We start from the raw sequence: 22,802 nt of genomic DNA, 5'->3' as shown, positions 1-22,802 counted from the left end.
CGGCGGAACGGGGCAGGCCCCGTCCCGCCGGCACGCGGATCATTGCATGGCCTCGCCATCGGCAAGGAATTCGGCCAGCTTCCAACCGCTGGCCGTCTTCGCGAAATAATAGCCATAGCCGGCGCAGAAGATCACATAGCGATCCCCTTCCCGCACTGGCGCCGCAGCGGCGATGCAGGGGCGGAGCGGCGCGGCGAACAGGCTCATCCACAGGCTGTCGAACTCGTCCGCGTCCAGCTCATGGCTGTCGAAATGGAACGGGAAGGCGACGAGCGGCCTGACGGCCGCCGCATTGCCCCGGCCGACGGCGGCGGCGAACCCTTCCCAGAAGGCGGCAAAATCGGGCGGCAGGTTCGATCCGGCCTTCGCGGGGGGCGCTTGCGGAACGGAAACCGGGGAGAGGGGCCGCGCCCCGGCCGGTGGAGCCGGCGCCAGTTCCAGCCGGGTGATACGCCGTTCGTCATTATACCAATCGTCGCGAAAGAACTTCGCCCGCGCCCACATCCCGTCCGCGATGGCGACGGGCGGGTCGGCCGCGTTGGTGAAGGAGGCATGGCTGGGATAGCCGCCAACGATGAAGGTGAACGGCGTATCGCCGATGTAGAAATATTCGTAGGTCGTCTTGTTATAGCGATCGAAGTTGGTGACGCCCACGCCGCGCGACGAACCGGCGAAGCTCCGTTCGGTCCAGCGGCGATGGCCGTTGATCGGGCCTTCCACGGTCGTCACCTCGCCCGCAATTGCCCGCGCCTGGACGCGATCATGGTCCGCATAGGGCAGGGCGACGGTCAGCAGGCCGAGGAACAGGGCGAAGCCGGCGGCCAGCTTCCACCACAGCCGCCGTTCCGCCGTCTTCCACAGCCATAAGGTGAGCGCGATTCCGGCCAGCGGAAAGGCCAGCATCACCCATTGGTCGAAGGGCATGGCCCCCGCATCATGCACCACCCGCATCCCGGCACCCGATCATTGCCACGCGCCGATATTGCCCGCGAGCGCAGGGCGCCCTCAATGGGCGCAAAGGTGGCAGTGAGGGGATCGATCAGCCTTCCGTAGCGCGATGCTATCGCCCGAGCGCCTTGCGGACGGACGGCAGGATGTTGGCCACGATCACGTCCACGCCGCGCGGATTGGGGTGCATGCCGTCCTTCAGCAGCAGGGCCTTGTTGGTGGCCACGCCCTGCAGGAAGAAGGGATAGAGCGGCACCTGATATTTGCGGGCGAGCGCCGGATGGATGGCGTTGAACTCTCGGGCATAGGCCTGCCCCAGATTGGGCGCCGCCTGCATGCCGGCGACCATGGCGGGAATGCGCCGCCGCTTGAGCTCTGCCAGGATCGCATCCAGATTGGCCCGGGTCTGCGCGTTGGGCAGGCCGCGCAGCATGTCGTTGGCGCCGAGTTCGACGATCACGAGGTCGGGTCTGGCCTTGAGTCCCCCCAATACCCAGCCGAGCCGGGCCTTGCCCTGCGCGGTGGTATCGCCCGAGACGCCGGCATTGTGCACGCGCGCCGGGATGCCGCTTCGCCGCAATGCGGCCTCCAGCCGTGGGGCGAAGCCTTCGCCGGGCTTGAGCTGGTAGCCGGCCATCAGGCTGTCCCCGAAGGCGACGACCAGCTTGTCCGCCGCCAGCGCGGGGAAGGTTACGAACAATGTCATGAGGGCGGCGGCATGGACAATCAGGCGCCGCACTCCATATGCGTAACAATCGGGCCTCAAGGGGAAACCTTCCTTCGCTATGTCAGCCGCCAATATCGTCATCGAAGCCCGGAATGTCACGCTGGCGCTGGGCAGGGGTGAAGCGCGCGTCGAAATCCTGCGGGGGATCGATCTTTCGATCGCCGAGGGGGAGACGGTCGCGCTGCTCGGCCCATCCGGTTCGGGCAAGTCATCGCTGATGGCCGTGCTTTCCGGGCTGGAGCGCGCGGATGCCGGCCAGGTGCATGTCGCGGGCGCCGATTTCGCGGCGATGGACGAGGATCGGCTGGCCAGGGCCCGGCGCGGGCGGATCGGCATCATCCTGCAGGCTTTCCACCTGCTGCCGACGATGACGGCGCTGGAGAATGTGGCGGTGCCGCTGGAGCTGGCCGGCCAGGCGGATGCGTTCGCCCGCGCGCGCGTGGAGCTGGAGGCGGTGGGCCTCGGCCATCGCACCGCCCATTATCCGGCCCAGCTTTCGGGGGGTGAGCAGCAGCGCGTGGCGATCGCGCGTGCGGTGGCGCCCCGCCCGGCCATCCTGTTCGCCGACGAGCCGACGGGCAATCTCGATGCCCGAACCGGCGCGGCGATCATGGATCTTCTGTTCGGTCGCCAGCGCGAAACGGGGGAGACATTGCTCGTCATCACGCATGATCCCGCGCTTGCCCATCGTTGCGGCCGGGTCATCGAAATGCTGGACGGGCGGATCGTCAGCGACAGCCGGGCGGCATGAAGCTCGCCTGGGCCTTGGCGCTGCGCGATCTGCGCGGCGGGTTTGCCGGGCTGCGGCTGCTGGCCATCTGCCTGTTCCTGGGGGTGATGGCGCTGGCGGGCGTCGGCAGCCTTTCCAGCGCCATCACGTCGGAACTGGCGTTGCAGGGTCAGTCGATCCTGGGCGGCGACGTCCAGATGTCGATCGTCCAGCGCACCGCCGATCCGGGGGAGCGCGCGGCCTTCGTGGCGGCCGGCCGCGTTTCGGAAACCATCCGCATGCGCGCCATGGCCTCGCGTCCCGATGGCGCCCAGGCGGTGCTGGCCGAGCTGAAGGGCGTGGACGGCGCCTATCCGCTCTATGGCGATTTCAGGCTCGCCCCCGGCGCGCTCGGCGCGCGGCCCAGGGGGAAGGAAGTCGCGATCGCCCCGGCGCTGGCCGATCGGCTGGCGGTGAAGCCGGGCGACATGGTCCGCATTGGCGATGCCGAGCTGCGGGTGATCGGCCTGATCGCCGAAGAACCCGATCGGGTCGGCGAAGGCTTCACCTTCGGCCCGGCGGCGCTGGTGGACATGGATGGCCTTGCCGCCACCGGGCTGGTGCAGCCGGGCAGCCTTTATACGAGCCGCTACCGCATCCGCCTGCCCGATGGGCAGGACGCCGCGAATGTCGCGAAGCAGATCGCCGATCGCTTTCCCAGCGCCGGCTGGGAGGTGCAGGATCGCAGCAACGCCGCGCCCGGCACCCGGCGTTTCATCGGGCGGCTGGGCCAGTTCCTGATGCTGGTGGGGCTGACGGCGCTTGCGGTGGCGGGCATCGGCGTGGGCAACGGCGTCACCTCCTATCTGGAGGGCAAGCGCAACGCGATCGCGACGCTGAAGGTGCTGGGCGCTTCCTCGCGCACCATATTCCTTTCCTATCTGATCCAGATCGGGCTGGTCGCCGGCGCGGGGATCCTGACCGGCGTGGTTGCGGGCAGCCTGGTTCCGTCCGCCGTCGTCGCGCTTGCCGGGGATGCCCTGCCGGTGCAGCCGCATTTCGCCATTCACGCGCGGCCCCTGTTGCTGGCCGCGCTCTATGGCCTGCTGATCGCGCTGCTGTTCGTGCTGGCGCCGCTCGCCCGCGCCCGTGCCGTGACCGCCGCGTCCCTGTTCCGCGGCGGGGTGGAGACGGCGGGGCGGCCGGCATTTCCCGTCTTAGCGGCGATGGCCATCACGCTTGCGGCGATCGTCGCGCTGGCGGTCGGCACCGCGCGGGAACCGCTGTTCGCGGCGTGGTTCGTTGCCGCCGTCGCGGGGCTGCTGCTGCTGCTCACCCTGATCGGCTGGGCGGTTCGGCGCATCGCCGCGCGCCTGCCGCGCCCGCGCAGGCCGCTGCTGCGGCTGGCGATCGCGAACCTGCACCGGCCGGGCGCGCAGACGGGCCGGCTCGTCGTGGCGCTCGGCCTCGGGCTCACGCTTTTCGCCACGCTCGCGGTGATCGAGACCAATCTTTCCGGCCAGATCGACAGCACCGTGCCGGCCAAGGCGCCGAGCTTCTTCGCGCTCGACATTCCGGTCGACGATATCGATCGGTTCCGCGCGCTGGTGGCCGCCCGCGCGCCGGGGGCGGAGGTCCGCACCGTGCCGTCGCTGCGGGGGCCGGTGGTGTCCTTCGGCGGCAAGCGCGTGGCCGATCTCGATACGCTGCCCGAGGGCGCCTGGATCCTGCGCGGCGATCGCGGGCTCACTTATTCCGCCACGCCGCCCGAAGGCAGCCGCGTGGTCGAAGGCCAATGGTGGCCGCCCGATTATTCGGGGCCGCCGCTCGTTTCGCTGGACGTGGAGGCCGCCCGCATCCTGGGCCTGAAGGTCGGGGACGAGATCACCGTGTCGGTGCTGGGCGTCGAGGTGCCCGCGACCATCGCCTCGCTGCGCGAGATCAAGTGGGACACGATGGGCTTCAACTTCGTGCTGGTCTATTCGCCGGGGGTGCTGGAGGGCGCGCCGCACAGCTACATGGCCACCATCGCCATGCCGGAAAAGGGCGAGGCCGCGCTCAACCGCGAGATCACCCGGCAATTCCCGTCCGTGTCGCTCATCCGGGTGAAGGAGGTGATCGGCCAGGTGGCGGACGTGCTGGGCCAGCTTTCCACCGCAGTCCGCTCCGCCGCGTCCGTGGCGCTGGCGGCGGGCATCGCCGTGCTGGTCGGTGCCATCGCCGCATCGCGCCGGTCGCGCATCTACGATTCGGTGCTGCTCAAGCTGCTGGGCGCAACGCGCCGGCAGGTGCTGGCCGCGCAGGCGATCGAATATGCGATCCTCGCGTCCATCCTCTCCCTGCTGGCCGCATTGTTCGGCGCATTGGCCGGCTGGTATGTGGTGACGGGCGTGTTCGAGCTCGATTGGGCGCCCGACTGGACGGTGGTGGGCGCGACGCTGGCGATCGGCGGCTTCGGCACGCTGGCGCTGGGCCTGCTGGGATCGCTGCCGGCGCTGGCGGCGCGGCCCGCCCGCGCGCTTCGGGAATTGTGATGCGCCGGGCGGCCGCTCAGGCGTGGGGCGGCAGCCCGATCAGCGATATCTGCCGGCCATAGCCGGGCTCGCCGCGATGGGTGGCGCGGCGGAAGCTGTAGAAACGATCGGGATCGGCATAGGTATCGAGGCCCAGCGCCTCGACCCGGCCGATGCCGGCGGCGGCGATGCGGGCGGTGACATAGGCTTCGATGTCGAACTGATAATGGCGGGCACGCACGCCATCGGTGAAGAAGCGCTCATTTTCGGCATCATCCTCGGCAAAGCGGCGGAGGAAGGCTTCATCGACCTCATAGGATGCGCGCGCGATACAGGGGCCGATCGCCGCGACGATCCGCCCGCGATCGGCGCCGATCGCCTCCATCGCCGCGATCGTCGCATCGGTGACGCCGCCGATCGCGCCCTTCCACCCGGCGTGGGCCGCGCCGATCACCCCGGCCTTGCTGTCGGCGAACAGCACCGGCACGCAATCGGCGGTCAATATGCCGAGCAGCAGGCCCGGCCGATCGGTGACGAGCGCGTCCGCATGCGGCCGGGCCTCGTCGGGGAAGGGTGCGTCGACCTTCACCGCATCGGCCGAATGGACCTGGTGCAGCGTTACCAGCTGCGCATCCGGCAGCACGGCGGCGACGGCGCGCCTGCGATTTTCGCGGATGGCATCGCGATCGTCGTCCGATCCCAGCCCCACATTGAGCCCGGCGTGGATGCCCGTGGAAACGCCGCCGCGCCGGCCGAGAAAGGCGTGGGGGATATCGCCCAGCGAGGCGGCGCGGATCGGATCGATGGCTTGCGTCATGGCGGGCTTCTTACACCGATGGGTACGGTTGGACAGCCCGCGCCATGCCGATGAACCGTCAGGCCGGCGGCGCCCCGAATCCGGCCGGTTCCGGCCAGCCGGGGGCGACGAACGCCATCACCTTGAACAGCTCCCCCATCTCCCCCGCGTCGGTGAGGCGGTGCCGGGCGGCCTCGATCTCTTCGGCGCGGGTGGGCGAGCCGCGGGAAAGCGCCGCCGTCCGCGCGCCGATGCCGATCGCTTCCAGCCATGCCCCCTGGCCGACGGGGCCGTGGACGCGCACGCCCTCCGCCTCGCCGGCCTGGCGGATCGCGGAAAAATCGACATGGGCGGTCAGGTCGCGCGTGCCGGGGCGGGCGAACGGATCGGCATAGGCATGGGCGTGGACCGCCTGGAAGGTGTCCCCCGCCGCGCGGCCGGCATAGCCATAGTCGATGATGATCGCGGCGCCGCCCTGCTCGGCGATGCGGCCGGCGACGTCGCGGGCGATGGCGGTGCCCATGGGCGCGCTTTCCAGGATCGAGCCGGCGGGCGCATCCCGCAGGCGATCGGGCACTAGGGCGTCGACGGGCACTTCGCCGGGCACGGGGACGAAGCCGTCCGGGCCGTGCGCCACCATCCGCTCGCGCCAGCCGTTCACGGTGCGGACGAACTGGCGGATGGGAAGCGCGTCGAAGAATTCGTTGGCGACCAGCAGCAGGGGCTTGCCGGCGGGCAGGGTGGAAAGATCGTCATGCCAGGCGGCATTGGCGAAGCGTTCGGCCTGCGCGGCCCGGAGCGCCGGGCTGGTCTCGACGAAATGCACGGCCGGCTGGAGGCCTATGGCGCGCATCGCCCGCGTCGCATCGGCGGCCAGCGTGCCCCGGCCCGGCCCCAGCTCGACATAGCAGGCGGGCTCCTCCCCGGCCTGCTGCCAGAGGTCAGCCAGCCAGAGGCCGATCAACTCCCCGAACATCTGGCTGATTTCGGGCGCGGTGACGAAGTCGCCCGCCGCCCCCAGCGGATCGCGCGACGCGTAATAGGCGCCGTTGGCCTCGGCCATGAACTGGGCGATGGGGATCGGGCCGACCGCCCGGATCAGGCGGGCGAGCCGTTCTTCGCAGCTGGGGCTCGTCATCGGAACCCGCGCCGGCTCAGGCGACGCTCTGGTCGCCTGCCACGGGCTCCACGCGCTGGCGGCGGCCCCTGGCGGTGAGGATCAGGTAGAGGCCGCCCAGGATCATCGGCACCGTCAGCCACTGGCCCATGCTGAGGTGGGTGCGCGCGGCGAATTCCATCAGCTGTGCGTCCGGCTCGCGGAAATATTCCACGCAGAAGCGGCTGAGGCCGTAGCCGAGCAGGAAGGTGCCGACGAGCTTGCCGGGCTGGTAGCGGGCATCCGTCTTCCAGAAGAGGAACCACAGGACGGCGAACAGCAATATCCCTTCCAGCCCCGCCTCGTAGAGCTGGCTGGGATGGCGGGCGACGTCGCCGCCGCGCGGGAAGATCATCGCCCACGGCACGTCGGCCGCCCGGCCCCACAATTCGCCGTTCACGAAATTGGCCAGCCTGCCGAAGAACAGGCCGAACGGCACGCAGCAGGCCACATAATCATGGATGCGCAGCCAGTTGAGCTGATATTTCCGCGCGAGCAGGATGATGCCCAGCGACACGCCGATCACCCCGCCGTGGAAGGACATGCCGCCCTCCCACAGCTTCAGCACGTCCAGCGGGTGCTGCCATATCTCCGGCTGGTAGAATGTGACATAAGCGAGCCTGCCGCCGATGAGGATGCCGAGCGTGGCATAGAACACCATGTCGTCGGCATGGCGGCGGGCCATCGGCGCGCCCGGCTGGTCGAGCAGCTTGAGCAGATACCACCAGCCGATGAGGATGCCGGCGATATAGGCCAGCGAATACCAGCGGAGCTGGAAGAAACCGAGGTCGAGCGCCACCGGGGAGAGGCCAAGCTGGTCAAACCGCAAGGCTGCCGTAGCGTCAGCGAGGAAGGTCAGGATCAAGGCTTTTCCCCGAGGATTTTGGCCCTCATAAAGGGGGCAACGAGAAACGCAAAGCGTGAGGAGAGAGCGGCCGATGCCTAGTGAGCAGGACGCCCGCATGCAAGCGGTGATGGATGCGGTTACCGGGCCGGGGGGGCTTGTCGAGATCACGCATGACGCGCGCGGCTTTGCGGTGGCCGCGAAGCTGCCGGCCACGCTGCCCGATCTCTTGCGCTTCGCCTGCGGCCAATATGGATCGGAAACCGCGCTTGTCGCCGGCAAGGAACGGCTGACCTACGCCGATCTGGACATGTGGTCCGAACGGCTGGCCCGGTCGCTTGCCGGCGGGCACGGCATCCGCAAGGGCGATCGGGTGGCGATCGCCATGCGCAACGCGCCGGCCTGGATCGTCGCTTATATGGCGGCCGCGAAGGCGGGCGCGATCGTCACGCTGATCAACGGCTGGTGGACGCCGGAGGAACTGGCGCACAGCCTGCAGCTTTCCACCCCCAGCCTCGTCATCGCGGACGGCCCGCGCGCACAGCGGATCGCCGATACCGGCATCGAGGTTCGCGTGGCCGATCTGCTGATCGATCTGCCGATCGCGCAGGCGCTGGCGCCGCTGATCGACGGCGTGGCCGAAGGCGATCTGCCGGCGGTGTCGCCCGAGGACGACGCCACGCTGCTCTTCACCTCGGGCTCCACCGGCCAGTGCAAGGGCGCGGTCTCCACCCATCATGCGGTGACGACCGCCACCTATTGCTTCGTGGCGCTCACCGCCACGCTGTTGGGCGCGTTCTATGGCGGGGATCGCAACAATCTGCCGGGAGCGCCGGCGGCGCTGGTGACGGTGCCGCTGTTCCACGTCACCGGTGAGATACCGGTGTTCGTCGCCAGCATCGTGATCGCGCGCAAGCTGGTGCTGATGCCCAAATGGGATGCGACCGAGGCGCTCAGGCTGATCGAGGCGGAGAAGGTGAGCTATTTCGTCGGCGTGCCGACGATGAGCCTGGAGTTGATGCAGCATCCCGATCGCGGCCGTTACGATCTTTCCACCCTGCTCGACATCGCGGCCGGCGGCGCGCCCCGCCCGGCGGCGCATGTGCCGCGCCTGATGGAGGCCTTCCCGCAGAGCAACCCGATGATGGGCTATGGCCTCACGGAGACGAACGCGGTCGGCTGCACCAACTGCCGGGGCAATTATGCCGCGAAGCCTTCCTCGACCGGCCCGGCACAGGCGCCCTTCGTCCATGTCGCCATCTATGATGACGATGGCAATGCGCTGCCACCGGGCGAGCGGGGCATGATCGGCATCGCCAGCGCGGCCAACATCCGGGGCTATTGGAACAATCCGGAGGCGACCGCCGCGGCCTTCACGGCGGACGGGCATTTCCTGACGGGTGATGTCGGCTATCTGGACGAGGACGGCTATCTCTTCATCGTCGATCGCGCCAAGGATATCGTGATTCGCGGCGGCGAGAACATCTCCTGCATCGAGGTGGAGGCCGCGCTCTACGCCTATCCCGACGTGGCCGAGGCGAGCGTGTTCGGCCTGCCGGACGAGCGGCTGGGCGAAATCGTCGGCGCGGTGGTGCGGATGCGCCGGGGCGGGGCGGTGGATGCGGTGACCTTGCTGGAATTCCTCGGCGGGCACCTCGCCAGGTTCAAGCTGCCCGCGCATCTCTGGTTCTCGGACGATCCCCTGCCGCGCCTCGGCACCGGCAAGATCGACAAAAGGGCGCTGCGGGAGCGCTTCACCAGGCAGATGGAAGCGGACGCCCGCGCGGCCTGATCGCCCTCAAGCCACTGGCGTTCGCGGCGCGCCCTCCTTATTCAGCCGGGTGATGATGGGATCTCGGGGCCTTCCATGGCGATAAGCCGTCGCAATTTCCTGGTCGGTGGCGGCGCCGGGGCGGGCCTGCTCCTCGCCTGGGGGCTCTGGCCGCGCAGCTATCGCCCCAATCTCGTCGCCAGTCCGGGCGAGGCCATCTTCAACGCCTTCCTGAAGATCGGCGAGGACGGCCATGTCGCCGTGGTGGTGCCGCAGGCGGAGATGGGGCAGGGGGTGTGGACCTCGCTGCCGCAGGTGCTAGCCGATGAACTGGGGGCGGACTGGCGGACCATCGCGGTCGAACCCGCGCCGATCAGCCCGCTCTACGCCAATGATTTCCTGATCGGCGAGGCCGCCCAGGGCATGCTGCCCGATCTGCTGAAGGGCGTGGGCGGCTGGGCCGCGCGGCAATATGCCATCCGGTCCGCGCTGATGGTGACGGGGGGATCAAGCTCGATCCGGGGGTTCGAAACCCGCTTCCGCGAGGCCGGCGCCGTTGCCCGCGCCCTGCTCTGCACGGCGGCGGCAAAGCGCTGGGATGCCGATTGGCGGGCCTGTGATACGGCGGCCGGCTTCGTCACGCGCGGCGAGGATCGCCTGCGCTTCGGCGAGCTTGCGGCGGAGGCGGCGTCGCTCGACGCGCCGGGCGGCGTCACCCTGCGCGCGCCGGGGGCGGGTGGGCTTTCCGGCCGTTCGGTGCCGCGCATCGACTTGCCGTCCAAGGTGGACGGATCGGCCCGCTATGCCGGCGACGTGCGCCTGCCGGATATGGTGTTCGCGGCGGTCCGCCACGGCCCGCATGGCGCCACCCGGCTGACGGGCGTGGACAAGGCGGCGGCGGAGAAGGTGCCGGGGGTCATCGCGGTTGTCCAGAATCCGGGCTGGGCCGGGGCCGTCGCCACCAATGGCTGGGCGGCCGAGCGCGCGCTGGATGCGATGCGCCCCCGCTTCACCACCGACGGCCCTTTCCCGGACAGTGACTCGATCGATCAGGCGCTCAATGCCGCGCTCGACGGGGGCGAGGCCACGCGGTTCGTCGCCGTCGGCGATGTCGATGCCGCCTTTGTCGGCAAGCAGGGGCTGAAGGTCGATTATTCGGTGCCGCTGGCCGTCCACGCGGCGATGGAACCGCTGGCCGCGACCGCGCGGCTGATCGGGGACCGGATGGAGGTGTGGATGCCCACGCAGGCGCCCGGCCTCGCCCGCGCCGCCGTCGCCCGCGCGCTCGACATGAGCGAGGGGCAGGTGACGATCTATCCCATGCTCGTCGGCGGCGGCTTTGGCCGGAAGATCGAGAATGATGCCGCCGTCCAGGCCGCGATCATCGCGCGGGAGGTTCGGCGCCCCGTCCAGCTCACCTGGTCGCGCCGCGACGACATCCAGCAGGATCGCTTCCGCCCCGCCGCCCGCGCACGGATGGCGGCGGCCCTGGGCGAGCGGGGTGAGGTGGTTGGCTGGCAGGCGCGTATCGCGGCCCCCGCCGCCATGGCCTCCATGCAATCGCGGCTGATGGCCGGCGGCGGCGATCCGGGCGCGAAGGCGGAGCTGTCCGCCGTGGAAGGGGCGTTGCCGCCTTATGCCATTCCGGCGATCGCGATCGATCACCTGCCGGTCGATATCGGGATACCCACCGGTATCTGGCGATCGGTGGCGAACAGCTACACCGCCTTCTTCACCGAATGTTTCATCGATGAGCTTGCCCGATCGGCGGGGATCGAGCCGCTATCGTTCCGCATGCAGATGCTGGGCGGCAATCCCCGCCTCGCCCATTGCCTGACGACGGTGACGGCGATGGGCGGGTGGGATGGCGGCATGCCCGGCGGCAATCAGGGGCTGGCATGCCATTCCAGCTTCGGCAGCCATGTGGCGATGCTGGTGGAGGCGCATGTCGGCGAGGATCAGCGCATCGTCGTCGATCGCGTGGCGGCGGCGGTGGATTGCGGGCGGATCATCCACCCCGATATCGTTCTCCAGCAGATCGAAGGCGGGATCGTCTGGGGGCTGGCGGCTGCCTTCGGCGCGACTACGGGCTTCGCCCGCGGCATGGCGGAGGCGCGCAATTTCGACGCGCTGAACCTGCCGCTGCTGGCCGGCACGCCCGATATCCGCGTGGAGCTGATCCCAAGCAAGGAGGCGCCCGGCGGCGTGGGCGAGATCGCGGTGCCCCCGGTGGCGCCCGCCGTGGCCAATGCGATCTTCGCCGCAACGGGGCAGCGCCTGCGCTCGCTGCCGCTGGCCATCGGCGGCCAGTGAACCCGCCCGCCGATCATCCCGCAGTGCCCCAGCGGCGCATCGGCGTGCTGCTGGTCAACCTCGGCACGCCGGATGCGCCGGATGCGTCCTCGGTCCGGCGCTATCTCCGGGAATTCCTCTCCGATCCGCGCGTGGTCGAAATCCCCCGGTTGATCTGGCAGCCGATATTGCACGGCCTGATCCTGCCGACGCGGCCGAAGAAATCGGCCCATGCATACGCCCAGGTCTGGCGGCCGGATGGTTCCCCGCTCGCGGCCATCACGCGGGCGCAGGCGGCGGCGCTGGCGGGCGCCTTCGGGCCGGATGTCATCGTCGATCATGCCATGCGCTATGGGCGCCCCGCGATCGGCGATCGCATCCGCGCGCTGGTGGCGGCCGGTTGCGACCGCATCCTGCTCGCCCCGCTCTATCCGCAATATAGCGCGGCGACGACGGCGACCGCCAATGACCGCGCCTTCGCCACCCTGGCGGCGATGCGGTTCCAGCCCGCCATCCGGACGCTGCCGCCCTATTTCGATCATCCGGATCATATCGCCGCGCTGAAGGCCGGTGTCGAGACGGCGCTGGCGGCGCTGGATTTCGTGCCCGAGGCGATCGTCGCCAGCTTTCACGGCATGCCCGAACGCACGCTCCGCCTCGGCGATCCCTATCATTGCCAGTGCCAAAAGACGGCGCGGCTTTTGGGGGAGGCGCTGGGACGCGAGCTCATCGTCACCTTCCAGTCCCGTTTCGGCCGGGCGAAATGGCTGGAGCCGGCCACCGACGCGACGCTCGCGGCCCTGCCGGGCCGGGGCATCCGCAAGGTGGCGATCGTGGCGCCGGGCTTCGCGGCCGATTGCCTCGAAACGCTGGAAGAACTGGCGATCAGGGGTCGCGACGGCTTCCTCGCGGCGGGCGGGGAGAAGTTCGCTTATCTTCCCTGCCTCAACGATAGTGGCGCCGGCATCGAAATGTTGAAAAAACTCCTGGGTGCCGAGCTTGAAGGCTGGCGGGCGGGCCTCTAGACTTTCGCGAAATTGCCGTGGGAGTACGCAAATGGCCAGAATTGCGATCGTGACGGGTGGAACGCGCGGGATCGGGGAGGCCATCAGCCTCGCCCTCCAGGCCAAGGGCGTCACGGTTGCGGCCAACTATGCCGGCAACAGCGAACGGGCCCGCGCCTTCACCGATCGCACCGGCATCCCAGCCTATCAGTGGGACGTCGCCGATCATGAGGCGTGCCTTGCCGGCGTGAGGCAGGTGGAGGCCGATCTCGGCCCGATCGACATCGTCGTCAACAATGCCGGCATCACCCGCGACGGCACCCTGCTGAAGATGGACTGGCAGGCGTGGGACGAGGTGATCCGCACCAATCTGGGCGGCTGCTTCAACATGGCCAAGGCCACCTTCGCCGGGATGCGGGATCGCGGCTGGGGCCGGATCGTCAATATCGGCTCGATCAACGGCCAGGCCGGGCAATATGGCCAGGTGAACTATGCGGCCGCCAAGTCCGGCATCCACGGCTTCACCAAGGCGCTGGCGCAGGAAGGCGCGAAATTCGGCGTTACCGTGAACGCGATCGCGCCGGGCTATATCGATACCGACATGGTGGCCGCGGTGCCGCAGGAAGTGCTGGCCAAGATCGTCGCCAAGGTGCCGGTGGGCCGGCTCGGCCATGCGGAGGAGATCGCCCGCGGCGTCACCTTCCTTGCCAGCGAGGATGCGGGCTTCATCACCGGCTCCACCCTGTCGATCAACGGCGGGCAGCACATGTATTGACGGCGCCGGCCCTTTTCCCCGCGGCCATCCGCGCCGGACGGCCCTGATGCCGGGGCCGGTCAAGCGTTCGGTGATGATCGCGGGGCATTCCACCTCGATCAGTCTAGAACCACCTTTCTGGGATGCTCTCGTCGCGGCCGCGCGGGCGGAGGATATCCCTCTCAACGCCCTGGTCGCGCGGATCGATGCGGATCGGGTGCTCGATCCCGATCCTCCAAACCTCGCCAGCGCCATTCGCGTCTGGCTGTTTGAACGTGCCTGTCGATCTCAATAATCGACGTTGACAATATTGAGAATGACTAGCAATAGCCTCCCCCGATAAGTTCGGGCCGCGCAGAGCGGCGCAAAAGGGGAGCCATCCATGGCCAGTTCGGATTTCCGCAGTTCCGTAGCCACGCCTGCCTTCATCGCCCTCGGCTGCGTGGGCTTCATCGCCTCCGCGCCCGCCATGGCGCAGTCCAGCGGCACGGCCGAGGGCGGCAAGCTCGGCGGCGTCACCGTCGAGGCAGAGGCGATCGAGGAAGGCATCAAGGTCGATCGCGTGGAATCGCCGAAGGCGACGGCGCCGCTGCTGGATACGCCGCAGACGATCACGGTGGTTTCGGCCGAAACCCTGCGCCAGCAGAACCTCCTTACGCTGCGCGATGCGCTTTCCACCTTGCCGGGCATCACTTTCGGTGCGGGCGAAGGCGGCGGTGGCTTCGGCGATAGCATCAACCTGCGCGGTTATTCGGCAAACAACGATATTCTCTATGACGGCGTGCGTGACAGCGCGCAGTATAGCCGCACCGAGACGTTCAATATCCAGCAGATCGAAGTCTATAATGGCGCGAACAGCGTGTTCAACGGCTCGGGTTCGATCGGCGGATCGATAAACCTCGTGCAGAAGACGCCGCAGGCGGGCGATCTCACCACCGTTTCGGCCGGTATCGGCACCGACAATTATTATCGCGCCACGGTGGACAGCAATGTCCGCGTGAGCGATCTGGTCGCCGTCCGTCTCAACGCCGTTATCCACGAGAATGACTATCCGGGTCGCGACGTCGAAAAGAACAAGCGCTGGGGCATCGCGCCTTCTGTCAAGATCGGTGCTGAAGGACCGACGAGCCTGACGCTTTCCTACCTCTATCAGCGCGACAACAATATCCCCGTCTATGGCGTGCCTTATTACCGGAACGCCGTGAACGATGGCCCGCTGGACGGCATCAAGGACAGCAGCTATTTCGGCATCCGCAATCTGGACGATCAGGATATCTACCTGAACCAGGCGACAATGCGCTTCGATCATGCCTTCAGCGACAAGGTATCGATCCGCAATCTGACCCGCTGGCAGCGCGTGGAGCAGAATACAGTCACCTCCGCGCCGCAAGGCACTTGGTGCCTTGCCGATGGCACGCTTCCTACCGGCCTGCCCTGCACCGGAGCCACGAATCAGCCGGGTTTCTTTTATCCAAGCGGGCCGCGCGGTTTCGTGCGTGATCAGGAAAATGAACTCTATTACAATCAGACCGACCTCAAGGCGGATTTCCTGACCGGTCCGCTGCACCACAGCTTCGTGATAGGCGTTGCCTATACTAGAGAAGATTATCACATGGACACGGGCCAGTTGCTGCGCGATGCGGCTGGCAACACCATCCCGCAGCCACCCATCAGCATCACTAATCCGAACACGGTGTATACCGGACCGTTCAATTATATCCGTTCCAGCCAGGCTTATGGTTCGACCACCAACAAGGCGATCTACGCCTTTGACACCATCGCCCTGGTGCCTCAGGTCGAGTTGAACCTGGGTGCGCGTTATGAGAACAACAAGGCGCGCTTCCGCACCGATACCTATAACACCACAGTTGGCCCCAATCTGGGTGCTTATACCCGTGGCGCCAATCAGGTGAGCGACGAGAATCTTTTCTCATGGCGTGCTGGCCTTACCTACAAGCCTACCGAGTGGGCGAGCCTCTATGTCGCCTACGGCAATTCGCGCACGCCGCGCTCGGCCTCGGTGCGTGCGGGCTGCGGCACGGTGATCGGTCTGCCTACCGGCGGCACCGCTGACCCCTGTGATGTGGCGCCGGAAAAGGCGTTCAACTACGAAATCGGCGCCAAGGCGGAATTGTTCGACCGCCAGCTGCTGCTGACGGCGGCTCTGTTCCGTAACGATCGCACCAACTACAGCGTCAACACCAACGATCCCATCGCGCCGACGCTGCCGGTGCAGGACGGGCATAGCCGCGTGGATGGCATCGCCTTGGGTGCGTCGGGGAACATCACCCGAGAATGGGCCGTGTTCGCCAACTACACCTATCTCGATGGCGAGGTGCGGCAGAGCGTGTCGGATTACTGTCTGGAGCATCCCGGGCCGATTGTCGGCACGCCCAACACAAATCCCTGCGGCAACAATGCGGCTGTTCTTGATCCGCAGCGTGGCCAGCGGCTCACGAACACGCCGCGCCACTCGGGGAGCCTCTTCACCACCTACATGCTGCCTTTCGGCCTGCAGGTTGGTTACGGCTTCACCTATCAGGGCAGCTTCGCATTCAACAATAGCGCGCTCGTGACGCCGCTGGTGGCGGGCAGCACGGCGCTGACGCCCGTGTTCAAGAGCAAGAGCTACCTCGTTCACCGCGCCTTCTTCGGCTACGAAGTGATGGAAGGTATGCAATTGCAGCTCAACATCCAGAACTTCACCGACAAGCGTTACTTCACGGGTATCCGCAACAATGGCTGGGCGACGCCGGGCGAAGGCCGCTCCGCACGCTTCACGATCAACTACAGCTTCTGATCGGTCACCCGCCCGGCAAGTCCGGGCGGGCCATCAGTCCAGCATTTCGGCGAGGGCGGGGGAGAAGGCTTCCCGGCCCTCGTTGCTTATGAAGCGTGCGGCCAGCCGCTTTTGCGTGGCCAGCGCCATGCCGGCTTCGATGCCCAGCACGGTGAGTGCCGTGGCCCAGGCGTCGGCGTCTATGCAACGGGCGTGGACTACCGATACGGCCGCGACGCCGTTTTCCACCGGCCGGCCGGTGCGGGGATCGAGGCTGTGGGCGTAGCGCCGGCCATCATGATCGAAGAAGCGGCGATAATCGCCGCTCGTCGCCACCGCGAGGCCGTGGAGCGCGATCCGCGCCGGCGGCACGGGGGCTTCCGGCGGCGCCTCCAGATCGACCCACCAGGGCTGGCCGTCGGGCATCACGCCTTCGCCGACCAGCTCGCCGCCCACTTCGACCAGGAAGTGGCGGTGGCCGGCCTGGTGCAGGGCATCGGCGAGCATGTCGACGGCATAGCCCTTGGCGATGCCCGAAAAATCGAGCGCGAGGCCGCCTGGCTGGCATGCCCGCCGGCCATGGATGTCGATCGCCATCCGCCGATATCCCGATGCCGCCAGAGCCGCGGCGATGTCGCCATCCGAAGGCGGGGCGAGGCGGGCGGGGGCGGGGCCGAAGCCCCAGAGATCGACCAGCCGGCCCATCGTCGGATCGAAGGCGCCGTCGCTTTCGGCTGCGATGTCGATCGCGCGGCGGAGCACGGTGAAGAAATCGGCCGGCAGGGCCTGCCATGCGCCGGCGGGAAGCCGGTTGAAGCGGCAGAGGTCGCTCGTCGGCTCCCAATGGCTCATTTCCGCGACGATCCGGTCGAGCAGGGCTTGCAGGGCCGGTCCGGCATCCGGCAGCGCAGCCCGCGCCGCGATCCGCGCCGACCAGCTCGTCCCCATCGTCCGGCCGCCCAGGGCGATCACCCGGCCGTCGGCGATCCGGGTGGCGATCGCGGATGGAGAAAGCAGGTGGGGGATCAGGATGTGCGGATCGGCCATCCGCTCTCGTTAGGCCGGTTCCATTCTCCTGCAAGCGGGAACGGGCACCGGAAAGGCCGTTCGGGTCGCGGGTAAATTTCCCGATGGCCCTAAAGCTCGGCTCCATCCGGTCGTTCCTGCGAATGGATCAGCGGGGAATGGCCAGTGACGTCGATTGCTTCAACCTTGGGCGTGGGATCGGGGATCGATACGGCGACGCTCGTCGAGCAGCTCGCGGCGGCATCGAAGAAACCCAAGGAGGATCTGATCGCCAAGCGGGAGGAGGCGAACAGCGCCAAGATTTCCGCGCTCGGCAACATCTCCTCGGCGATCGATTCCTTCGCCTCCGCTCTCTCCTCGCTGATTTCCGGCGGCTCGCTTTTCACCCAGGCGACGTCGTCCGACACCGGCGTCGTCGCCGCCAGCGCACTGGCGGGTTCCCGGATCGGCAATCTTTCCGTGCAGATGGAGGTCCGCCAGCTCGCCGCCGCGCAGTCCATCGCCTCGGGCAGCTATGCCGGCGCGACCTCGCCGATCGGGCAGGGGCAGATGACGCTCACCACCGCGAAGGGCAGCTTCGCCATCACTGTCGATGCCGCCAACGATTCGCTGGCGGGGCTCGCCCGCGCCATCAACGCGGCCGGCGCGGGCGTGACGGCCAGCGTGATCCAGGACACGACCGGATCCCGCCTCGTCATCAAGGGGGCGACCGGCGCCGCGCAGGCCTTCAGCCTTTCGGTCGATCCGAGCGCGGATGCCGGCCTGCAGGCCTTCGCCTTCGATCCGGCCAGCTATGATGCCGGCAACCCATCCGGCATGAGTCTCGCCCAGGCGGCCCAGGATGCGATCGTGCGGGTGGATGGCGTGGAGGTCACGCGCACGTCGAACAGCTTTTCCGATCTGGTGCCCGGCGTGAAGATCGATCTCAGGAAGGCGGCCGCCGGCACCGTCATCACCATCGGCTCGTCGCGGCCGACCGCTGCGATCTCGCAGGCGGTGAGCGATTTCGTCGCGGCCTATAACGAGCTTAAGTCGATGCTGGACGCGGCGACGGCGGCGGGCGCCGGCGCGCTGCGCGGCGATGTCGGCCTGCGGGAAATGCAGCGCCAGCTCGCCAAGCTGCCCACGACCGTGCTGTCGAGCGCGGGCGGCCCGGCGACGCTCGCCGAAATCGGCGTCCGCACGCAGCGGGACGGGACCCTGGCCGTTGACGGCGCGCGCCTGGCCTCGATCCTCGCCTCCGATCCCGATGGCGTCGAGGCCTTGTTCAACCCCGGCCAGACGGCGTCCAGCCCCCTGATCCGGATCGTCAGCCCCTATGGAGCGGTGAAGCCCGGCACCTATACGGTGAGCGATCTCGTGGCCGGCGATCCGGCTTCGGGCAAGATCGAAGGGTTCCTGGGCGTCGTATCGGGCAGCCAGCTGAGTTCCTCGATCGCGGCCAAGTCCAAGGGGCTCGTGATCGAACCGCTCGGCAACCTTGCCGAAGGCACGATCACGGTCGATCTCGGCCTGGGCGGCGCCTTGCAGGCGATCCGCGATGCGCTGCGCGCGTCCGGCGGGCCGCTGGCGACCACGCAGGCCCGGCTGGCGACCGAGAGCAAGACGATCGCCAAGGATCGGGAGAAGATGGAGACGCGCGAGAGCGCCTATCACGACCAGCTCGTCCGCCAGTTCACCGCGATGGACAGCCGGGTGGCGGCGTTCAAGGCGACGCAGAGCTACCTCGACCAGCAGATCAAGATGTGGACCAGCGGCAACAACTGATCCGCCGCCGGTTCCATGGTTCAATTCGTTTCGGAACATCGCGCGGCCCCGCCCGCCGCGACAGGAGAGTGATGCATGTTCGGTTCCGCCGCCCGCGCCCGCTATGCCCCCGCCGGTGCCCGCTATCAGAGCGTCGATATCGCGACGCGGATCGAGGGCGCGGGGCCGCATCGGCTGGTTTCGATCCTGTATGAGGAGCTGCTGACCCGGATGGCCCTGCTCAAATCGGGGCTGGTCAACGGGGATCATGCGCGCCGATCCGATGCGCAGGCGCGGTCGCTGGCGATCCTCGCCGCGCTGGAGAACGGGCTGGACCATGACAAGGGCGGCGATGTCGCGCCGCTGCTGGCTTCCGTCTATGCCGAGGCCAGCCGGCTCATCCTGCGGGCGGTGAACGACAATGACGCCGCCCCGCTCGATACCGCGCGCTCGATCATCGCCGACATCGCCGAGGCGTGGGACCGGATTCGCTGATCGATCCGCGTCCCTTCCGCCCAAGCTGGCGCCTTGGCGATTCTGGTCGTTTGGGGCGGCATCGGCTACTCCGCCTGCCATAGGACAGGATAGAGAGGGCCGGCCGCCATGCGTTTCCACCACGCCGAATCGATGACGCCGTTCGAAAATCTGGTGCCGCTGGCCCAGGATGCCGAAGCGCACGGCTATGCCGGCTACATGATCCCGGACAGCCTGATCTACCCGCAGGAAACCGACAGCAAATATACCTACACGGCGGACGGCGGGCGCGAGTTCCTGGAGAACAAGCCCTTCGTCGAAAGCTTCATCCTGGCGACGGCGCTGGGGGCATCGACCACGAAGCTGGAACTCACCACCAATGTCGTGAAGCTGCCGGTGCGGCCGCCGGTATATTCGGCGAAGCTCGCCGCATCCGTCGCGGCGATCACCGGCAACCGCTTCAACTTCGGCGTCGGCCTTTCCGTCTGGGAGGAGGATTATGCCGTGATGGGCGTGGATTTCGCCAAGCGCGGCAAGCGGTTCGACGAGTGCATCGAGATCGTCCGCGGCCTCACCAACGGGGGCTATTTCGGCTTCCAGGGCGAATTCTACGATTTCGCGCCGGTGAAGCTCAATCCCGTGCCGACCAGGCCGCTGCCGATCCTGATCGGCGGCCATTCCGACGCGGCGCTGAAGCGGGCGGCCAGGCATGACGGCTGGCTGTGCGCCGGCGGCAGCTACGAACAGACCCTGCCGCTGCTGGACAAGCTGGCCGCCTATCGGGCCGAGCTGGGCACGGCGGGGCGGCCCTACCGCATCTTCACCACGGCGATGGGCGGGATGCTGGGCCTGGACGACGTCCGCAAGCTCGAGGATGCGGGCGTCACCGACATCGCCGTCGCCTTCCGCAACCTTTATGCCGTGGAGGAGGACCGCCAGCCGCTCGACGAGAAGAAGGCTGATCTGCGCCGCTTCGCCGACGAGGTGATCGCCAAGGCGGGCTGAGCGGGCCCGGCCTCTCCCCCTCGACTTCCCATCCTTCCGGCGGCAGAGAAGGGCCGTTGAGGGGAGAGGGCCGCACCCATGATCGTCGTCGAAAGCCAGCCGGAGGAAGCGGCGCCGCGCCGGCGGAGACTGGCCGGCCAGCTTTATTTCCAGGTGCTGGCGGCGATCCTCGCGGGCAGCGTCATCGGCCATTTCTGGCCGGATGTCGGCGCGTCGCTGAAGCCGCTGGGCGATGCCTTCATCAAGCTGGTGAAGATGGTGATCGCGCCGGTCATCTTCCTGACCATCGTCACCGGCATCGCGGGGATGAAGGAGCTGGGCGTGGTGGGCCGCGTCGCGCTCAAGGCCTTCATCTACTTCCTCACTTTCTCCACCTTCGCGCTGATCGTGGGGCTGATCGTCGCCAATGTCGTCCAGCCCGGCGAGGGGATGAACATCGACCCGGCGACGCTCGACAGCGGGACGGTGGCCACCTACACGCGGGCCGCGCACGACCAGTCGCTCGTCGCCTTCCTGATGCACATCATCCCGGACACCTTCCTCGGCGCGCTGAGCGGGGGCGAGATATTGCAGGTGCTGTTCGTCGCCATCCTGTTCGGCGTGTCGCTGACCATGCTGGGCGGCCGCGCCCAGCCGGTGGTGGACCTGCTGGAGACGGTGGCGCAGGCGGTGTTCAAGCTGGTCGGCATATTGATGCGGGCGGCGCCGATCGGCGCGTTCGGGGCGATGGCCTTCACCATCGGCAAATACGGGCTGGCGAGCCTGGCCAACCTGATCGCATTGGTGGCGACATTCTACCTCACCTCCGCCTTGTTCGTGCTGGTCGTGCTGGGGCTGGTGGCCCGATATAACGGCTTCTCCATCCTCCGGCTGATCGCCTATCTGCGGGCCGAGCTGCTGCTGGTGCTGGGCACCTCCTCCTCCGAAGCGGCGCTGCCGGCGCTGATCCAGAAGATGGAGATCGCCGGCTGCCCCAAGGCGGTGGTCGGCCTGGTGGTGCCGACCGGATATTCGTTCAACCTGGACGGCACCAACATCTACATGACGCTGGCCGCCCTGTTCATCGCCCAGGCCACCGGCATCCACCTTTCGCTGGGGGACCAGCTGCTGCTGCTGGCGGTGGCGATGCTTTCGTCCAAGGGCGCGGCCGGGGTGACGGGCGCGGGCTTCATCACGCTGGCGGCCACCCTTTCCGTGCTGCCGGCGGTGCCGGTGGCGGGGATGGCGCTGATCCTGGGGGTGGACCGGTTCATGAGCGAATGCCGCAGCCTGACCAACTTCATCGGCAATGCGGTGGCCACCATCGTCGTTTCCCGCTGGGAGGGCGGGCTGGACAAGCCGGCGCTGGACGCCGCCCTGCGCGGCGACCCCCGCGAGGATTAACCCGCCGCCGCCCATTCGGCCACGGCGAGATCGCGTTCGGCCTGGGCGAGGTGGAGCCGTTCCACCATCCGCCCTTCCACCCGGATCGCGCCTTTCGCGGCATTGGCCGGATCGGCGAAGGCGGCGACGATGGCGCGCGCCCAGGCCACGGCATCGGCATCGGGGGTGAAGGCGGCGTTGCACGCGGCGATCTGGCGCGGGTGGATCAGGGTCTTGCCGTCGAAGCCGAATTCCACCGCCTGCGCGCATTGTTCGGCAAAGCCGGCATCGTCGTCGATCGCGTTGAACACGCCATCCAGCACGACCAGCCCGTGCGCCCGCGCGGCGGCGACGGCCATGCCCAGCATCCCCTGGAAGGGCGCGCGCAGCGTGCCGGGCCGCGCCCCCATTTCCTTGGCGAGATCGTTGGTGCCGAGCACGAAGCCGCCACCGGGACCGGCATCGGCCAGGGCGGCGGCAATCTCCTCCAGCCGGAAGATCGAGCGCGCGGTTTCGATCATCACCCAGAGCGGGGCAGCGCCGGCGAGCGCGGCGGCATGGCGGGCCACGGCCGCGCCATCATCCACCTTGGGGACGAGCACGGCATCGGGGCGGGCGGCGGCGAGCGCCGCGAGATCATCGAACCCCCAGGGCGTATCGATGCCGTTGGCGCGGACCACCAGTTCCCGCCGGCCGAAGCCGCCGGCCGCAACCGCCGCCACGGCGGCGGCGCGCGCATCCGCCTTCACATCGGGCGCCACCGCATCCTCGAGATCGAGGATCACGACATCGCAATCGAGCGCGTGCGCCTTTTCCACCGCCCGGGGGTTGGACGCCGGCATGTAGAGCGCGCTGCGGCGGGGACGGACGGCCATGGATCCTCCTGATCGGTGCGG

The 22,802-nt window shown here is 68.2% G+C and carries 19 protein-coding genes; 12 read left to right on the top strand and 7 right to left on the bottom strand.

Annotated features, from left to right (window positions below; translation table 11 throughout):
• Positions 1 to 39 precede the first annotated feature (39 nt).
• Together CV103_RS06170 and CV103_RS06165 are read right to left on the bottom strand one after the other, a co-directional pair.
• Positions 40 to 942 carry a hypothetical protein gene (locus CV103_RS06170; RefSeq protein ID WP_146163387.1) on the bottom strand — a complete coding sequence of 301 codons (903 nt, stop codon included), beginning with the start codon at positions 940 to 942 and terminating at the stop codon, positions 40 to 42.
• 118 nt (positions 943 to 1,060) lie between these two features.
• Positions 1,061 to 1,654, bottom strand: a complete 594-nt coding sequence (locus CV103_RS06165) for an arylesterase (protein ID WP_070935460.1) — start codon at positions 1,652 to 1,654, stop codon at positions 1,061 to 1,063.
• Between the two features lie 79 nt (positions 1,655 to 1,733).
• Between CV103_RS06165 and CV103_RS06160 the strand changes: the two genes are divergently transcribed.
• Both CV103_RS06160 and CV103_RS06155 read left to right on the top strand, forming a co-directional pair.
• Positions 1,734 to 2,426: an ABC transporter ATP-binding protein gene (locus tag CV103_RS06160; protein WP_107394327.1), complete on the top strand. Its 693-nt coding sequence runs from the start codon at positions 1,734 to 1,736 to the stop codon at positions 2,424 to 2,426.
• On the top strand, positions 2,423 to 4,918 hold the full coding sequence (locus tag CV103_RS06155; RefSeq protein WP_107394326.1) for an ABC transporter permease: 2,496 nt from the start codon (positions 2,423 to 2,425) through the stop codon (positions 4,916 to 4,918). Before CV103_RS06160 ends, CV103_RS06155 begins: the two co-directional genes overlap by 4 nt.
• Positions 4,919 to 4,934: 16 nt before the next feature.
• Here the strand turns inward: CV103_RS06155 and pgeF are convergent, their stop codons facing one another.
• From pgeF to lgt, 3 genes are read right to left on the bottom strand one after another with little or no spacing between them, the layout of a single operon-like run.
• Positions 4,935 to 5,714, bottom strand: a complete 780-nt coding sequence (pgeF, locus tag CV103_RS06150) for a peptidoglycan editing factor PgeF (protein WP_107394325.1) — start codon at positions 5,712 to 5,714, stop codon at positions 4,935 to 4,937.
• Positions 5,715 to 5,772: 58 nt separating this feature from the next.
• A complete protein-coding gene (locus CV103_RS06145; RefSeq protein WP_107394324.1) occupies positions 5,773 to 6,831 on the bottom strand; it encodes a class I SAM-dependent methyltransferase in 1,059 nt (352 codons plus the stop codon).
• A gap of 16 nt (positions 6,832 to 6,847) precedes the next feature.
• Complete coding sequence (gene lgt, locus CV103_RS06140; protein WP_015459345.1) at positions 6,848 to 7,714, bottom strand: prolipoprotein diacylglyceryl transferase; 867 nt, start codon at positions 7,712 to 7,714, stop codon at positions 6,848 to 6,850.
• A gap of 73 nt (positions 7,715 to 7,787) precedes the next feature.
• Between lgt and CV103_RS06135 the strand changes: the two genes are divergently transcribed.
• The 6 genes from CV103_RS06135 (at position 7,788) to CV103_RS06110 (ending at position 16,314) form a co-directional block, all read left to right on the top strand.
• Positions 7,788 to 9,485, top strand: a complete 1,698-nt coding sequence (locus tag CV103_RS06135; RefSeq protein WP_245896676.1) for a class I adenylate-forming enzyme family protein — start codon at positions 7,788 to 7,790, stop codon at positions 9,483 to 9,485.
• Positions 9,486 to 9,560: 75 nt separating this feature from the next.
• Positions 9,561 to 11,777 carry a xanthine dehydrogenase family protein molybdopterin-binding subunit gene (locus CV103_RS06130; RefSeq protein WP_107394322.1) on the top strand — a complete coding sequence of 739 codons (2,217 nt, stop codon included), beginning with the start codon at positions 9,561 to 9,563 and terminating at the stop codon, positions 11,775 to 11,777.
• Complete coding sequence (gene hemH, locus CV103_RS06125; protein WP_107394321.1) at positions 11,774 to 12,781, top strand: ferrochelatase; 1,008 nt, start codon at positions 11,774 to 11,776, stop codon at positions 12,779 to 12,781. Before CV103_RS06130 ends, hemH begins: the two co-directional genes overlap by 4 nt.
• Before the next feature lie 31 nt (positions 12,782 to 12,812).
• Complete coding sequence (phbB, locus tag CV103_RS06120; RefSeq protein ID WP_015459349.1) at positions 12,813 to 13,535, top strand: acetoacetyl-CoA reductase; 723 nt, start codon at positions 12,813 to 12,815, stop codon at positions 13,533 to 13,535.
• A 46-nt stretch (positions 13,536 to 13,581) separates the two neighbouring features.
• The gene (locus CV103_RS06115; RefSeq protein WP_107394320.1) at positions 13,582 to 13,809 is read left to right on the top strand and encodes a ribbon-helix-helix domain-containing protein; all 228 of its coding nucleotides are present in this window, start codon (positions 13,582 to 13,584) and stop codon (positions 13,807 to 13,809) included.
• 87 nt (positions 13,810 to 13,896) lie between these two features.
• Positions 13,897 to 16,314 (top strand): TonB-dependent receptor, encoded by a 2,418-nt coding sequence (locus CV103_RS06110; protein WP_107394319.1) that lies wholly within the window; start codon positions 13,897 to 13,899, stop codon positions 16,312 to 16,314.
• A gap of 33 nt (positions 16,315 to 16,347) precedes the next feature.
• Here CV103_RS06110 and CV103_RS06105 read toward each other — a convergent pair whose 3' ends face one another.
• Positions 16,348 to 17,340 carry an FAD:protein FMN transferase gene (locus CV103_RS06105; RefSeq protein ID WP_107394318.1) on the bottom strand — a complete coding sequence of 331 codons (993 nt, stop codon included), beginning with the start codon at positions 17,338 to 17,340 and terminating at the stop codon, positions 16,348 to 16,350.
• Between the two features lie 144 nt (positions 17,341 to 17,484).
• Here CV103_RS06105 and fliD point away from each other — a divergent pair, with 144 nt between their 5' ends.
• The 4 genes from fliD to CV103_RS06085 all read left to right on the top strand — a co-directional run bounded on the left by fliD (position 17,485) and on the right by CV103_RS06085 (position 21,927).
• Positions 17,485 to 19,086 carry a flagellar filament capping protein FliD gene (gene fliD / locus CV103_RS06100; RefSeq protein WP_170112568.1) on the top strand — a complete coding sequence of 534 codons (1,602 nt, stop codon included), beginning with the start codon at positions 17,485 to 17,487 and terminating at the stop codon, positions 19,084 to 19,086.
• Positions 19,087 to 19,161: 75 nt separating this feature from the next.
• Positions 19,162 to 19,560, top strand: a complete 399-nt coding sequence (locus CV103_RS06095; RefSeq protein WP_015459354.1) for a flagellar export chaperone FliS — start codon at positions 19,162 to 19,164, stop codon at positions 19,558 to 19,560.
• A 108-nt stretch (positions 19,561 to 19,668) separates the two neighbouring features.
• The gene (locus tag CV103_RS06090) at positions 19,669 to 20,544 is read left to right on the top strand and encodes an LLM class flavin-dependent oxidoreductase (RefSeq protein WP_015459355.1); all 876 of its coding nucleotides are present in this window, start codon (positions 19,669 to 19,671) and stop codon (positions 20,542 to 20,544) included.
• 78 nt (positions 20,545 to 20,622) lie between these two features.
• A complete protein-coding gene (locus tag CV103_RS06085; RefSeq protein WP_107394316.1) occupies positions 20,623 to 21,927 on the top strand; it encodes a dicarboxylate/amino acid:cation symporter in 1,305 nt (434 codons plus the stop codon).
• On the opposite strand, the gene CV103_RS06080 is transcribed toward CV103_RS06085, so the two are convergent.
• Complete coding sequence (locus CV103_RS06080; protein ID WP_107394315.1) at positions 21,924 to 22,781, bottom strand: HpcH/HpaI aldolase/citrate lyase family protein; 858 nt, start codon at positions 22,779 to 22,781, stop codon at positions 21,924 to 21,926. The genes CV103_RS06085 and CV103_RS06080 overlap by 4 nt on opposite strands.
• Positions 22,782 to 22,802 lie beyond the last annotated feature (21 nt).

Origin of the sequence: Edaphosphingomonas fennica (assembly GCF_003034225.1) — a bacterium.
In the GTDB taxonomy this organism is placed as follows: Bacteria; Pseudomonadota; Alphaproteobacteria; order Sphingomonadales; family Sphingomonadaceae; genus Sphingomonas_E; species Sphingomonas_E fennica.
The sequence above is the reverse complement of the archived record's forward strand: the minus strand, read 5'-3'. Positions and strand labels throughout refer to the sequence as shown.

What these genes read in the sequence shown, in the direction of transcription:
- CV103_RS06105 (WP_107394318.1), bottom strand. Translation starts at nt 17,340, where the DNA reads ATGGCCGATCCGCACATCCTGATCCCCCACCTGCTTTCTCCATCCGCG.
- CV103_RS06085 (WP_107394316.1), top strand. Translation starts at nt 20,623, where the DNA reads ATGATCGTCGTCGAAAGCCAGCCGGAGGAAGCGGCGCCGCGCCGGCGG.
- CV103_RS06130 (WP_107394322.1), top strand. Translation starts at nt 9,561, where the DNA reads ATGGCGATAAGCCGTCGCAATTTCCTGGTCGGTGGCGGCGCCGGGGCG.
- CV103_RS06110 (WP_107394319.1), top strand. Translation starts at nt 13,897, where the DNA reads ATGGCCAGTTCGGATTTCCGCAGTTCCGTAGCCACGCCTGCCTTCATC.
- CV103_RS06155 (WP_107394326.1), top strand. Translation starts at nt 2,423, where the DNA reads ATGAAGCTCGCCTGGGCCTTGGCGCTGCGCGATCTGCGCGGCGGGTTT.
- CV103_RS06115 (WP_107394320.1), top strand. Translation starts at nt 13,582, where the DNA reads ATGCCGGGGCCGGTCAAGCGTTCGGTGATGATCGCGGGGCATTCCACC.
- CV103_RS06145 (WP_107394324.1), bottom strand. Translation starts at nt 6,831, where the DNA reads ATGACGAGCCCCAGCTGCGAAGAACGGCTCGCCCGCCTGATCCGGGCG.
- CV103_RS06090 (WP_015459355.1), top strand. Translation starts at nt 19,669, where the DNA reads ATGCGTTTCCACCACGCCGAATCGATGACGCCGTTCGAAAATCTGGTG.
- CV103_RS06095 (WP_015459354.1), top strand. Translation starts at nt 19,162, where the DNA reads ATGTTCGGTTCCGCCGCCCGCGCCCGCTATGCCCCCGCCGGTGCCCGC.
- CV103_RS06080 (WP_107394315.1), bottom strand. Translation starts at nt 22,781, where the DNA reads ATGGCCGTCCGTCCCCGCCGCAGCGCGCTCTACATGCCGGCGTCCAAC.
- CV103_RS06135 (WP_245896676.1), top strand. Translation starts at nt 7,788, where the DNA reads ATGCCTAGTGAGCAGGACGCCCGCATGCAAGCGGTGATGGATGCGGTT.
- pgeF (WP_107394325.1), bottom strand. Translation starts at nt 5,714, where the DNA reads ATGACGCAAGCCATCGATCCGATCCGCGCCGCCTCGCTGGGCGATATC.
- CV103_RS06165 (WP_070935460.1), bottom strand. Translation starts at nt 1,654, where the DNA reads ATGACATTGTTCGTAACCTTCCCCGCGCTGGCGGCGGACAAGCTGGTC.
- CV103_RS06160 (WP_107394327.1), top strand. Translation starts at nt 1,734, where the DNA reads ATGTCAGCCGCCAATATCGTCATCGAAGCCCGGAATGTCACGCTGGCG.
- phbB (WP_015459349.1), top strand. Translation starts at nt 12,813, where the DNA reads ATGGCCAGAATTGCGATCGTGACGGGTGGAACGCGCGGGATCGGGGAG.